The sequence below is a fragment of the Empedobacter sp. UBA3239 genome (genome assembly GCF_002362875.1).
Lineage (GTDB): Bacteria > Bacteroidota > Bacteroidia > Flavobacteriales > Weeksellaceae > Empedobacter > Empedobacter falsenii_B.
The window spans coordinates 1-13,930 of the sequence record NZ_DEVJ01000011.1 but is presented as its reverse complement, the minus strand read 5'-3'; the positions used below and the strand labels follow the sequence as shown (position 1 = coordinate 13,930).

Annotated in this window: 11 protein-coding genes; 5 read left to right on the top strand and 6 right to left on the bottom strand. The window is 30.4% G+C overall.

Annotation, left to right across the window (positions count from 1 at the left end):
- Positions 1-605 precede the first annotated feature (605 nt).
- On the top strand, positions 606-1,418 hold the full coding sequence (locus tag B4G36_RS01225; protein ID WP_291061380.1) for a WG repeat-containing protein: 813 nt from the start codon (positions 606-608) through the stop codon (positions 1,416-1,418).
- 34 nt (positions 1,419-1,452) lie between these two features.
- Here B4G36_RS01225 and B4G36_RS01220 read toward each other — a convergent pair whose 3' ends face one another.
- The 3 genes from B4G36_RS01220 to prmC all read right to left on the bottom strand — a co-directional run bounded on the left by B4G36_RS01220 (position 1,453) and on the right by prmC (position 3,514).
- On the bottom strand, positions 1,453-2,019 hold the full coding sequence (locus B4G36_RS01220; protein ID WP_291061378.1) for a GNAT family N-acetyltransferase: 567 nt from the start codon (positions 2,017-2,019) through the stop codon (positions 1,453-1,455).
- A 53-nt stretch (positions 2,020-2,072) separates the two neighbouring features.
- Entirely contained in the window at positions 2,073-2,567 is a 495-nt protein-coding gene (locus tag B4G36_RS01215) for a hypothetical protein (RefSeq protein ID WP_291061376.1), read from the bottom strand.
- A 122-nt stretch (positions 2,568-2,689) separates the two neighbouring features.
- Positions 2,690-3,514, bottom strand: coding sequence for a peptide chain release factor N(5)-glutamine methyltransferase (gene prmC, locus B4G36_RS01210; protein WP_291061374.1), 825 nt, complete (start codon positions 3,512-3,514; stop codon positions 2,690-2,692).
- An 87-nt stretch (positions 3,515-3,601) separates the two neighbouring features.
- Here prmC and B4G36_RS01205 point away from each other — a divergent pair, with 87 nt between their 5' ends.
- Positions 3,602-3,940: a DUF3060 domain-containing protein gene (locus B4G36_RS01205; RefSeq protein WP_291061372.1), complete on the top strand. Its 339-nt coding sequence runs from the start codon at positions 3,602-3,604 to the stop codon at positions 3,938-3,940.
- An 88-nt stretch (positions 3,941-4,028) separates the two neighbouring features.
- Here B4G36_RS01205 and B4G36_RS01200 read toward each other — a convergent pair whose 3' ends face one another.
- From B4G36_RS01200 to B4G36_RS01190, 3 genes are all read right to left on the bottom strand, one after another.
- Positions 4,029-5,045, bottom strand: a complete 1,017-nt coding sequence (locus B4G36_RS01200; protein WP_291061370.1) for a PTS transporter subunit IIC — start codon at positions 5,043-5,045, stop codon at positions 4,029-4,031.
- Between the two features lie 83 nt (positions 5,046-5,128).
- Positions 5,129-8,590, bottom strand: a complete 3,462-nt coding sequence (locus tag B4G36_RS01195) for a methylmalonyl-CoA mutase family protein (RefSeq protein WP_291061368.1) — start codon at positions 8,588-8,590, stop codon at positions 5,129-5,131.
- Positions 8,591-9,677: 1,087 nt separating this feature from the next.
- Positions 9,678-10,355 (bottom strand): uracil-DNA glycosylase, encoded by a 678-nt coding sequence (locus tag B4G36_RS01190; protein WP_291061366.1) that lies wholly within the window; start codon positions 10,353-10,355, stop codon positions 9,678-9,680.
- A 46-nt stretch (positions 10,356-10,401) separates the two neighbouring features.
- Here B4G36_RS01190 and B4G36_RS01185 point away from each other — a divergent pair, with 46 nt between their 5' ends.
- The 3 genes from B4G36_RS01185 to B4G36_RS01175 all read left to right on the top strand — a co-directional run bounded on the left by B4G36_RS01185 (position 10,402) and on the right by B4G36_RS01175 (position 13,837).
- Complete coding sequence (locus B4G36_RS01185; RefSeq protein WP_291061364.1) at positions 10,402-10,785, top strand: hypothetical protein; 384 nt, start codon at positions 10,402-10,404, stop codon at positions 10,783-10,785.
- A 69-nt stretch (positions 10,786-10,854) separates the two neighbouring features.
- Positions 10,855-13,002 (top strand): endonuclease MutS2, encoded by a 2,148-nt coding sequence (locus B4G36_RS01180; protein WP_291061362.1) that lies wholly within the window; start codon positions 10,855-10,857, stop codon positions 13,000-13,002.
- 559 nt (positions 13,003-13,561) lie between these two features.
- Positions 13,562-13,837 carry a hypothetical protein gene (locus B4G36_RS01175; RefSeq protein WP_291061361.1) on the top strand — a complete coding sequence of 92 codons (276 nt, stop codon included), beginning with the start codon at positions 13,562-13,564 and terminating at the stop codon, positions 13,835-13,837.
- Positions 13,838-13,930: the final 93 nt, after the last annotated feature.

Genomic DNA, 13,930 nt, shown 5'->3' with positions numbered 1-13,930 from the left:
TTCTTAACAAGGGGAAGATTACAAAAACTTTATAGTTCAAAATAGAAACAGATTATTTTTCTTTCAATAACAAAATTAGTGTATAATCACCTTGTGATAAGGTTTGTACATCAGATCCTTTGAATGTTACAATCACATTATTGAAACTAGTTCCGTTACCTTCTAAATTCCCTAATTGTACATTTGTATTGATTTTATTCGGTAAATTATATAAATTTACTGATGTTTTTGATGGAGCAAAATATTAATCAAGAAATAAAGTCTGACTTTTTTTGTTGGAATAATTTGTCAACTTTCCTCCATAATATATTATATTTTGATGTATTCCATTATTCGAAATTTTCCATATTTCTTAAAAGAATAGTCTTTATTTATCGTAGTCATTAAATTAATAATGTTTATACCATCTTGTTGAGCTTTAAGAAAACTACTCTTTAAAATAGTTCAGTAAAAATAATTTAATATAAACATTCATAGGTCATATTTAACCTTTCCTACAAAATAAAGAATTTAATTTACAAAAAGTGTTTAAAATTGGATATTTTAAAATTTATATACAAACTATTAATTTTTGATTAATTAATTTTACGTCGAATTATAGAATTATGACTAAAATATCACCAAAAGATACAGACCAGTTTGACAATTTTGTTCACAAAGAAACAACAACATTTGAAGATTTAACTGTTTTCGATCGCAATAATTTGGCACCAATATCTATTGATAATCAATTTGGTTTAATAGATAAAGAAGGAAATGTAATTATTCCGTTCGAATATCAAAAACTTGTACTTACAACTGTTAATGCCTACAGCGCACAAAAAGATAATAAGTGGGGAATTATAACAAAATCTAACCAAATTTTGATTCCGTTCGAATATGATTTAACAAGTGATTTTATTGAAAATATTTGTGCTGTAAAAAAAGATGGAAAATGGGGGTTTATTGATTTATTAAATCAAGTTGTGATTCCGTTCGAATATGATGGTTGTACAGATTTTAGAGCTGGTTTAGCTGGAGTTGAAAAAGATAGAAAATGGGGAATGATTGATAAAAATAATCAGTTAATTATAGATTATCAATACGAATATTTAATGCCAGTTGATCAAAATTTTGCCACTTTTGGAGAAGCTACTTCACTAAAAATTGAGCGTCCAGATATATTAGCTTATTTTCCATATTTCTTATCAAAAGAGAATTATTTGATGCATTTTGGTTTAATTTCAACAAAAAACGAACAAATTTTAGGTCCAATTTCTGAATTACCAATTTTAGAAAGTTTCGAAAATCAAGCTATTATTCGTCAAAATTATCAATTAGGTTACTTAAAAGATGGAAAAAATTTTGTGAAATTTGAACAATTTACAATCGATCCTTACGAAGAAAAAATCTTAACTCAATTAGGAGTGATGAAATAAAAAAAGAGCTTTTCTGAAAGCTCTTTTTTATTATCTATTGTTTTGGTTTGTATTGCATATGTTCATGATTTTCGTTCATCAACATTTTTTCTCCAACCACTTCAAAACCTTTTCTTTCGTACAATTTCTTAGCATTCGGGTTTGTAAAATCAACCAATAAACCTAATGTTTTGCCTTGCTTATTTCCTATTTCATCAATCAAATAATCCAATATTTTAGAACCTATTCCTTTTCCTCTAAAATCTTCAGAAACTGCAATTGTGTCAATATATATTTCACCTGCTTGTGTTTCATCTTGTGGATGAATAATTTGGTTATAATCATTTTTCAATAATTCTAAAACAGGTTTTCGAAGTTCTTCAAATTTTCCTCCATCATAAAAAGTTGTTGTTCCAGCAAATTGCTTATCATATTCTACAACAACTGTATTTTGATAACTATATTGATTTTCTTCTTGTTCAATTAATTTTTTCAAGAAGTTAACTCCTTCTTCATAATCTGTTTTTCCGATAAAATCATAAACGATTTTATTCATTGCTAACATCATCAATTTTGCAATAGATAACGCATCCGTCTTTGTTGCTTCTCTAAAATTTAACATAAAAAATAGCCTTGAGATTTCTCAAGGCTAAGTTAGCAATAATTATTTTGAAATTATTTCGCTTTTAATTTATCTAACGTATTGTTATATCCTTCTTTTGCTTTTTCTCCAGCTTCTTTCGCTTCTGCTTTCACATCTTTTGCAGCCGCATTAATATCAGCTTTTGCTTGATTAGATTTTGCATCTACTTTATCTACAGCATTATTCACTCCATCTTTCACATCTTGAGCAGCATTATTTACAGCAGCTTTTGCATCAATCCACGCTTTATTAGCATCGTCATAAGCTTTTTGCGCAGCTTCTGTTGCAGCTTTATCACCTTTCGCTTTTGCTTCATCTAAAGCTTTTTTTGCTTCATCTACTTTCGCTTTTGCATCAGTTTCTGATAATGTAGTTGTTGTAGTTGTCGTTTCTTTGATAACAGCCGTAGAATCGTTCACCAATGAATCTACAGTTACATTAGTTTCAGTTGTTTTTGAAGTTTCTTGTTTACAAGAAGTAGCAAATGATAATGAAGCAACTGCCACTAATACAAATAATTTTTTCATAGTTGTTTATTTAATTGTTTTAATAATAGAATCAATTCTAACAATTTTAATACCAAATTGCGAACGATTATTGAATTAAAATTAAATCTTTTCAGAAAATAAAACAAGATTTTTATAAATAATTATTGATTAGAAGCACTTAACATACGATCATTTCCAGAAATATCTTTGTGAATGATTACATTTTGATAAAACTTTTGGAATAATTGTTTTGTTTCTTCTCCCAAATATTGATTGATTTCGCAATAAATTTTTCCATTCTCTTTCAAATGATTTTTAGCAAAATCTATTACTCTTTCATAAAAAATTAAAGCATCATCATTTTCAACAAAAAGCGCCAAATGAGGTTCAAAATTCAAAACATTTTGATGCATTTCTTCTTTTTCAAGATTTCGGATATAAGGTGGATTTGAAATAATTACATCAAATTTCTGGTTTAATTGAATATCCTCCAGTAAATTATTGTGATAAAAATTAATATTAACTTTTAAAGTTTCAGCATTTAATTGTGCTATTTTCAAAGCATTTTCAGAAATATCTAATGCAGAAACTTTTGCATTTGGAAATAATTTTGCCAACGAAATAGGAATACATCCTGTTCCTGTCCCTAAATCAATCATAGAAATATCTTGATTTTGAGCATAATCATTTCTAATTAATTCGACCAATTCTTCCGTTTCTGGACGAGGAATTAATGTATTCTCATTCACAAAAAAGAAATCATTATAGAAAAAAGCTTTTCCAGTAATATGCTGTATCGGTTGACCTTTTTTTAATTGCTCTAAATCTGATAAAATTTCAGTCGTTAATTCAATTTCATCTCGACTAGATAAATCAAGATTCAACTTATCTTCTACATAAATCATGAAAATATTAGAAGCTTCTTCTTTATCATATAGTAATTGCAATTTATCTAAAAACAATTGTTTTAGCTTAACTAAAGTCATTCTGTTAAATTTTTGTAAAGTTAGATTTTATTAATTGAAAGTGCACGATTCTTGATTTCTAAAAAAGTAACCAAAAAATAAATCACAATGAAAATGAATAAATTATTATGTGCTGTTACAATGTTATTTATTAGTCACCTTTCTTTTGCGCAGATAGAAATTGATGGAAATAATAAAAAACTAACATTAGATTGTAAGGGACAAAAAGTAGAAGTTGGTGGAAGTGGACATTTGATCAATTTGAAAGGAGATTGTACCAAAGTTGAGATCATGGGAACAAATAATACAATAGCTGTTAATGGATTAACTTCTGCTGAATTAGCTGGCGAAGGAAATACATTATATTATCGTAAAGCTTTATCTAAAAATGGTAAATTACCTCAAATAATTGAGGGAAACAACAATACAATTATCAAAAAGCAGTAAAAATCTTTTCATTTAATATGTCTTTAATAGTTAGAATCTCTTTCTTAATTGTATTATTAAAGAAAGGGATTCTTTATTATTTTAATGTTTAACCCAACTTCATATCTCCGTCTTTTATCCAGTTTTTCTTTTTCATAAAAATGTAAACTAAATATGAAATAATTGCTGGAGCAATGATTTGTAAAATCAAAATAGAAGTTAGAATATATGAAGTATCATATTTAGATTTCATAGCATTGAAAGTTCCGATTTGTCCAACTAAACCGCAAGACCCCATCCCCGATTCTAAAGCTGTATTTTCCATATTGAAATAAATAATTGCAATTGGACCAATAATCGCCGAAGATAAAGTTGGAGGAATCCATATTTTCCAATTTTTATAAATATTAGGTACTTGCAACATACTTGTTCCTAATCCTTGTGCTAAAACACCTTTCAAACCATTATCTTTAAAACTAATTGTTGCAAAACCAATCATTTGTGCACAACAACCTATTGTTGCAGCTCCAGCTGCTAAACCGTTTAATTCTAACATTAGACACAAAGCAGCTGATGAAATTGGTAAAGTCAAAACCATACCGACAATTACAGCAATTACAACTCCCATTATCAAAGGATTTGAATCTGTTGATAATATAATTATTTCACCAATCCATTTCATCATTTGTTGAACAGAAGGACCAATGATTTGTGCTAAGATTACTCCAACCAAAACAGTAATAATCGGTGTAATGACAATATCTATTCGGGTTTCGCCTGCAACCATTTTTCCTACCTCAACCGCTACAATTGTCGATATAAAAACTCCTAAAGGTCCACCTAATTGATATGCTGCAATTCCTACTACTGCTGACGAAAATAATACCAATTGAGGTGCTCGTAAACTATAGGCAATAGCTAATGCTATCGCAGGTCCTGTCGCTTGATTTGCAACTGGCCAAACAATATCAGTTAAAAAAGAAACATTTAACTCTTCACCAATGGTTTTCAAAATTGTACCAACCAATAAAGTCGCGAATAAGCCATAAGCCATTGCGCCCATTGCATCGATAAAATATCGTTTTGCAGAAATTTGTATATCTTTTTTGAGTAGGAAATCTTTCATGTTTGAAATTTACAAATTAATTAAAAATAAATAAGCCTTGTCGAAAGACAAGGCTTAAAAACAATATTAAAAAATTATATTTCTTACATATTTCTACGGTACTGTCCACCTACTTCGAACAAGGCAGAAGTAATTTGCCCTAACGAACAAACTTTGGTAGCTTCCATCAAAACTTCAAAAATATTTTGGTTGTTAACAGCTGCTTGTTGCGCATCATCCAATGCACTTTCAACTTGTTGTTCATTAATTTTATTCAAATTTTCTTTAGTGTGAATTTGGAATTGTTTTTCTTCCTCTGTCGCACGAATTACCTCCGCAGGCACCACGGTTGGAGAACCTTTTGAACTTAAGAACGTATTTACACCAATAATTGGGAACGTTCCGTTGTGTTTCAATGTTTCGTAATACAATGATTCTTCCTGAATTTTAGAACGTTGATACATCGTTTCCATCGCTCCTAAAACGCCTCCACGCTCTGTAATACGATCAAATTCTTGTAAAACTGCTTCTTCAACTAAATCTGTTAATTCTTCGATAATGAACGACCCTTGAATTGGATTTTCGTTCTTCGCCAAACCTAATTCTTTATTGATAATCAACTGAATAGCCATTGCACGGCGAACCGATTCTTCTGTTGGCGTTGTAATTGCTTCATCGTACGCATTGGTATGTAACGAGTTACAGTTGTCGTAAATCGCATATAAAGCTTGCAATGTTGTACGAATATCATTGAAATCAATTTCTTGCGCGTGTAACGATCGACCCGAAGTCTGAATATGGTATTTCAACATTTGTGCACGTTCGTTAGCTCCGTATTTATTTTTCAAGGCTTTTGCCCAAATTTTACGCGCTACACGACCAATTACTGAATATTCTGGATCGATACCATTGGAGAAGAAAAACGATAAGTTTGGCCCAAACGCATTGATATCCATTCCGCGAGATAAATAATACTCAACATACGTAAATCCATTAGCTAACGTAAACGCTAACTGCGTAATAGGATTTGCTCCTGCTTCAGCAATATGGTAACCCGAAATAGAAACCGAATAAAAATTACGTACATTTTGATTGATGAAATATTCTTGCACATCGCCCATTAAACGCAATGCAAATTCTGTTGAGAAAATACACGTATTTTGTGCTTGGTCTTCTTTTAAAATATCTGCCTGAACAGTTCCACGAACCTGAGCTAACGTATTTTTCTTAATTTCAGCATAAACTTCTGCAGGTAAAACCTGATCACCAGTTACACCCAAAAGCATTAACCCTAAACCATCATTTCCTTCTGGTAAATCGTCGTTATATCGTGGTCTTTCCAAACCTTTATCTTCGTAAATAGCTTTGATTTTTGCTTCAGTTTCTGCTTCTAAACCATTTTCTTTGATGTATTTTTCACAATTTTGATCAATTGCGGCATTCATAAAGAAACCTAACAACATAGGTGCTGGTCCATTAATCGTCATCGAAACCGAAGTTGCTGGATGTGATAAATCGAAACCAGAATATAATTTCTTCGCATCATCTAAACAACAAATCGAAACTCCGGCATTACCAATTTTCCCGTAAATATCAGGACGATAACCTGGATCATTTCCATACAAAGTTACCGAATCAAACGCCGTAGACAAACGCTTTGCAGGCATTCCTTTCGAAACATAATGGAAACGACGATTGGTACGCTCTGGCCCACCTTCTCCTGCAAACATACGCGTTGGATCCTCACCTTCACGTTTAAATGGATATAATCCTGAAGTAAATGGAAACTCACCCGGTACGTTTTCTTGTAAAACCCAATGCAAAATATCGCCCCAAGCTTCGTACTTTGGCAATGCAATTTTAGGGATTTGTAAATGCGATAAAGACTCTGAATGTGTCTGAATTTTAATTTCTTTATCACGCACTTTAAATGTATAAACCGGATTTTTATATTTATTTACCTTTTCATCCCAAGTCGTGATTACTTCCCAGTTGAAAGGATCTAAATTCATTTTTAATTTATCAAATTCAGCTAAAAGAACTTTAACCAAATCAGCATTATCAATTCCAGAAATCTCGATTCCATGTTGAGAAATCGTTGGTGTTTTTCCAGAAAGTGTTTCAATTGTTTTAAAGAAACCATATAGTTTTTGCGCAACATCTCTCTGCGCATTTGCACGAACATCATATCCACGATTATTCTCTGCAATCTCTGATAAATAACGCGTTCTTGACGGTGGAATAACAAAAATCTTTTCAGACATTTCTTTTGTAATTTGAAAAGATGATTTCAAATCTGCACCTGTTTTTTCTACTACTTTATCAATGATTGATTTGTATAATTGATTAGTTCCTGGATCGTTAAATTGAGAAGCAATCGTTCCAAAAACAGGCATTTCATCAGGATTTACATCCCACAAATTATGATTGCGTTGGTATTGTTTTTTTACATCGCGCAAAGCATCTAACGCACCACGTTTATCGAATTTGTTAATCGCAACAATGTCAGCAAAATCTAACATATCAATCTTTTCCAATTGCGTTGCAGCACCAAACTCTGGCGTCATAATGTACAATGAAGCATCAGAATGATCTAAAATTTCGGTATCTGACTGACCAATTCCAGAGGTTTCTAAAATAATTAAATCATATTTCGCCGCTTTCAACACCTGAATTGCTTCCTCTACATATTTCGATAACGCTAAATTTGATTGACGAGTTGCCAACGAACGCATATAGACACGAGGATTGTTGATAGAATTCATACGAATACGATCGCCTAACAAAGCGCCACCCGTTTTCTTTTTTGATGGATCGACAGAAACCAAAGCGATCGATTTTTCTGGAAAATCAATCAAGAAACGACGCACTAATTCATCAACCATCGACGATTTTCCTGCTCCACCAGTTCCCGTAATTCCTAAAACTGGTGCAGATTTATCAGCTACTTTATCAAAATCAAATGCTTTTAAAAAATCTACTTCACGATTTTCAGCCAACGAAATTAATCTCGCAATCGTCGTGATGTCTTTATCTTCTAATGATTGATACACATCTTTTCCTTCTGGTAATTCTAATGACCCTGTCGGAAAATCTGCTTTCTCTACCATATCATTAATCATTCCTTGCAAACCTAATTCTCTACCATCATCAGGAGAGTATAAACGTGTAATTCCATAATCCATCAATTCTTTAATCTCTGACGGCAAAATTACACCTCCACCTCCACCTACAATGCGGATGTGACCTGCTCCTTTTTCTTGAAGCAAATCGTACATATATTTGAAATATTCGTTGTGCCCTCCTTGGTAAGATGTCATTGCAATTGCATTTGCATCTTCCTGAATCGCTGTATTTACAACATCTTCAACAGATTTATCGTGACCTAAATGGATTACCTCGCAACCCGTTGCCTGAATAATGCGACGCATAATATTAATCGATGCGTCGTGCCCATCAAACAAAGCCGCTGCTGTTACAATTCGCACTTTATTTTTGGGAGTGTATACTTCTTGTATTGGATGTACAAACTTTTCTTTCTTTTCTTCTTGAGTAATTTGTGACATTTATTTGTGATTTTGATTTTTATGACTCTTGCTAAGATAACATAAATTTCAATGTTTTTAGTGCTGATGAAATTATCATATTCAGTAAAATATTGAAGTTTTATTAATAAATCACCATATTTTATATTGATTTATATACAATATATTATTAACTTTAAAGAGAACTATTTAGAATTCTACTTATGAATCCTTATTCTCTAAAAAATCTATCAGACCCTTCAAGACAAGATGAACAAATGATTGTTTTATGGAATAAAAAGTTCAAATTGTTTAACGAAGATAAGATTGATAAAAATTCACTATTTAATCATGATCATTTAAAGAAATTTATTATTATATCTTTTTTAAGTGAATTAAACAAAAAAAAATACAGTAGAAAATTTAAGTGTAAAATCACTTTCTGAAATACAAGTTATATCCAAATTTGAAATTCAAAATTATATCCAAAAAAACAAAAGTTATGAACCTATTATTGAATTATTAATCTGTTCTTGTTTTTCGTATGATACACGTTTTTTTGACACTATTCTTACACTTTGTTTCAATAAAATTGGAATCGAAAAATATTGTATAGATATAGTTTTGCCTTTTTTTAGTAAAATGTCTATCATTCTGGAAAAGTATACTATTCAAGAATCAGTTATTTCCTTTTCTAAAAATCTAATTAGGAAACTTCTTTTTTATTTGATTAAATCAATTCCATATTTAGATTAAAATTCTCGCAAATGGCTTTTCTTTTTACCTAAACAAGAAAATGAAGATTTAGAATTAATTTATACTTATCTTCTTTTAAAAATTAATAACGAAAAAGGAATTTATTTAGGCGAAAATCAAAGTTTAAATTCTATTTTAGAATGTATTGAGAATACTCAAATTACACATATTTTTATTTACATCTCTAAAAATTATGACTCTTTTTCTCTTGCAATTTATCTCGAATCAATCAAGAAAAATCTTCCAAATATTACCATTTTTGCGGCAACATATGCTGTTCTAAAAGATAAAATAACTGAAAAAGTTCCTTATATAAACGTAAACAATCCAACAGCTATTAATTCTTATTTACAAAAAATTATGACGATGTAAATTATTTGTTTTTGATTTCCCAATTTATAGGTTGTAAGTTCTTACTTTTCAAAAAGTCATTTGTTTTCGAAAAAGGTTTACTCCCCCAAAAACCTCTGTAAGCTCCTAATGGAGAAGGATGAGCAGATTCTATAACAAAGTGTTTATTTCGGTCAATTTTTGCTCCCTTTTTTTGAGCGTAAGTTCCCCAAAGTATAAAAACAAGGTTTTCTTTTTGATCAGAAAGCTTCTGTATTACAGCATCTGTAAATATTTCCCAGCCTTTTTTCTGGTGCGAACCTGCCTTAGAAGCTTCAACAGTCAAAGTTGCATTTAATAATAATACACCTTGTTTAGCCCATGTTTCCAAATTTCCAGAAGTAGAAATTCTTATTCCTAAATCATCATTCAACTCTTTATAAATATTTTGCAAACTTGGAGGTAATTTAATTCCATCGACAACCGAAAAAGACAAACCATTTGCTTGTCCAATCCCATGATAAGGATCTTGACCAATCAAAACCACTTTAACATCATCAAAAGGCGTATAATCTAATGCAGAAAATATTTTGGATGCGGGAGGATATATTGTTTTTGTTATATACTCATTTCGTACAAAATCTGTCAATATTTTAAAGTAATCCTTTTCAAATTCATTCTTTAAAACTTCTTTCCAAGAAGCATCTAATTTCACATCCATTTTTATATATTTATACAGAAACAAAATTAACCAATTTTTAACCTCTATGAAAAAGTTTCTTTACCTAATTCCCTTTTTTATACTGAATTCTTGTATTGATATTGTTAATGATGATCGTTATGATTTGGGTCGAAAAATTGAAAATAATATAAATGTTTTGAATACAGATTTGACATATAATTCTGACACAACATATGTAATAAATACGGAGGTGAAGAATAAAAACAAGGATTTTGCCTTAACAGTTAAATTAACTTTTGAATTTAAAAATCCAAATCCTACAATCAATTCTGAAACTTTAACAATTGATTTAAAACCAAATGAAACGAAAAAATCAGTTTTCAGAAGTAGCAGAACAAATACAAATCCAGATCAAATGACGTATATCAATAAGGTCAAAATTAATGTCATCCATTTTGATCAATCATAAAAAAATCACAGATTTCAAAGTATTTCATGATTTTGAATTTGTCGAAATTTTATCCGTAATTTTGCGTTAATGCAAATATCAGAACAAACTTTAAAAGATTTAGAATTTAATGCGGTTCAAAAAGAAATCGCAGAATTTGCTTATACAGAAAAGGTTGAAGCGTTTATTTTTAACTTAAAACCTTACCAAGATCACCAACTTTTGGTACAAGATCTACAAACGACAAACGAATATTTAACAAGTTTCGAGACGGGAAATCGTTTTCCGTTTTCAGAATATTATATTTTAGATGAAAATCTAAGCCGATTAGAAATCGAAAACTATTATTTGCCTGCAGAAGAATTCTTCAAAATCAAGGCGAATACGCTTCAAGTGAAAGAAATCTTGAAATATTTGACAGCTTTCAACGAATATGCACCTGTTTTGTTTGAGAAGGCGTCAACGATTACTTACGAAAAAAATATCGTAAAATTAATCGATCAAGTATTCAATAAATTTGGAGAAATCAAAGACGATGCAAGTCCAGAACTGAAAATTGTACGCGATCGTTTGCGTCATTTGAATGGACGAATTACCGAATTGTTCAATAAATCGATGTCTTATCATTCCGATTATTTGGATGACATTCGCGAATCCGTTGTTGGAAATCGTCGTGTTTTGGCTGTTAAATCGGCTTTGAGAAAACGTGTGAAAGGGCAATTTTTAGGGACTTCAAAAACTGGTTCGATTACTTTTATTGAGCCAGAAAGTGTACAAAATCCTCGTCGCGAATGGGAAGAATTAAAAGAAGAAGAAAAACATTTGGTGATTCAGATTTTGTTAGATTTAACTGCTCAAATTGCAGAATACAAACCAAATCTTGAAGAATATCAAACGTTTTTAGAATACATCGATTTTACACAAGCGAAAGCAAATTATGCTTTTTTGATTAATGGAATTTTACCTCAACTTTCTGAGAATCGAATTATAAAATTAGTCGATGCTTATCATCCTGTTTTATTCTTAAACAATAAAAGAAAAGCTCAAAAAACGATTCCGCAGAGTTTAGAAATTAACGAAGATTGTCGAATTATCATTATTTCTGGTCCAAATGCTGGAGGAAAATCAATTACGTTAAAAACGATTGGTTTGCTTCAAATTATGATCCAGAGCGGTCTTTTAGTTCCTGTAAAAGATGAAAGTCAATTTGGATTCTTTAATCAAATTTTCACAGATATTGGAGATAATCAATCCATTGAAAATCACTTATCAACATACAGTTATCGTCTAAAACAAATGTCGTATTTCTTGAAAAATGCTGATGATAAAACATTATTGTTAGTTGATGAATTTGGGACAGGTTCTGATCCAGAATTGGGTGGAGCTTTGGCCGAAGTTTTCTTTGAAGAATTTTATGAACGTAATTCTTTCGGTGTTTTTACGACGCATTATACCAATATCAAATTGAGTGCAGAAAGTTTGCCAGAAGCGATCAACGCATGTATGTTGTTCGATAAAAAAAGTTTGGAACCGCTTTATCGTTTAGAAATTGGACAAGCCGGAAGTTCGTTTACATTTGAGGTTGCAGAGAAAAATAAAATTCCGTTTCGTTTGATTAATCGTGCGAAGAAAAAAGTTGAACGTGAAAAAGTGAGTTTGGATAAAACTATTTTAAAACTTCAACAAGAAAAATTTGAAATTCAGAAAACAAAAGATCATGTTGAAGAGTTGCGCGAAACAAATCTTGAGCACAACGAAAAATTAGAGCAAACGAATGAAAAAATTCAGCAAAAACTATATGATTTTCAGCAATTATATGATCGCGAGCAAAAACGTTTGAAGCTTGGAGAACGTATTTCGGACATGGCAGATTCTTATCTAAAAACTAAGAATAAAAAACAAATGATTTCGAATTTCTTAAAATTAATTGAAATGGAAAATTCGAAAAAGACGAAAGAAGTTCAGCAATTAAAGAAAATTGAAAAAATTGTAGAGAAAGAAGTTAAACGCGAGTTAAAAGAAAATTCAGAAACAATTTCTCAACAAAAAGAAGTAATCGAAAAGAAAGAAAAAGCAGCTACTCAGAAAAAAATTGATGCGTTGAAAGTTGGTGATCGTGTCAAAATTCATGGTTCGTCTAGTGTTGGAACAATTGATAAGATAAAAAAAGAAATTGTTTTTGTAAATTACGGTTTATTTACAACTCAAATCAATGTTAATGAGGTATATAAAATTTAGTTTTTCGTTTAATTAAAAAGTTTTCAATCTTGTTTGTGGCAAGATGATGACATTAAACACTATTCTTGTTCTTTTATAATAGATGTAACAAATTGAAATAACACATTGAGTGATTGTAAATATATAGTTACTATCAACAATCGAGGAATGATGAATGAAAAAGGTATTTTTTAATTTAAATTTAAGAATTCTTCAAAAATTTACACAAAAAATTCAGCTATATAAACTGTTCAATCTGGTGTTAATAATATTCCGGTTGAAATTAGCAACTGTAATTATGAAGATGAAATAATCGAAGTTTGTTTTATGCAATACAAATAACACACGATATATAAATTATTTATAAAAGATTAATTACCCAAACTTTATTTCTAAATATTACTAATTGTGCATTCGCACAAACGAATAATAACTGGGGTTGGTTAATTGGAAATTGGGGAAGAATTGGTATTGGAAAACCTGGCGAAGGAAAAGGAACTTTTTCTTTTGAATATCAATAGATCAAAATGTAATTTTTAGAAAAAGTCGTTCCGGGTATCCTTCGCGAGATTCTAAAAAAATGACAGTATATGATGATTTATTGGTTGTTTATTTAGATGAAAATAAAAATTTATCGAAAGCTATTTATTTTGATAACGAAGGTCATGTTATCAATTATTCGATTACTTATCCCGAAAAAACGATTACATTTCTGAGTGAAACAAAACCCAATCAACCCATATTTAGATTGATTTACTCGCTACTCGAAAATAATGAAGTTAACACAGCTTTTGAAATTTCAATGGATGGAAAAAATTTTAATACCTATATCGAAAGAAAAATTAAAAAAATATAAAACGAAAAAGGTTAGTGAATTCACTAACCTTTTTCGTTTTAATATCTTAATCTTTCTCTATGCCTTGTGAACTTATTGTAATCTTCCCCTTGT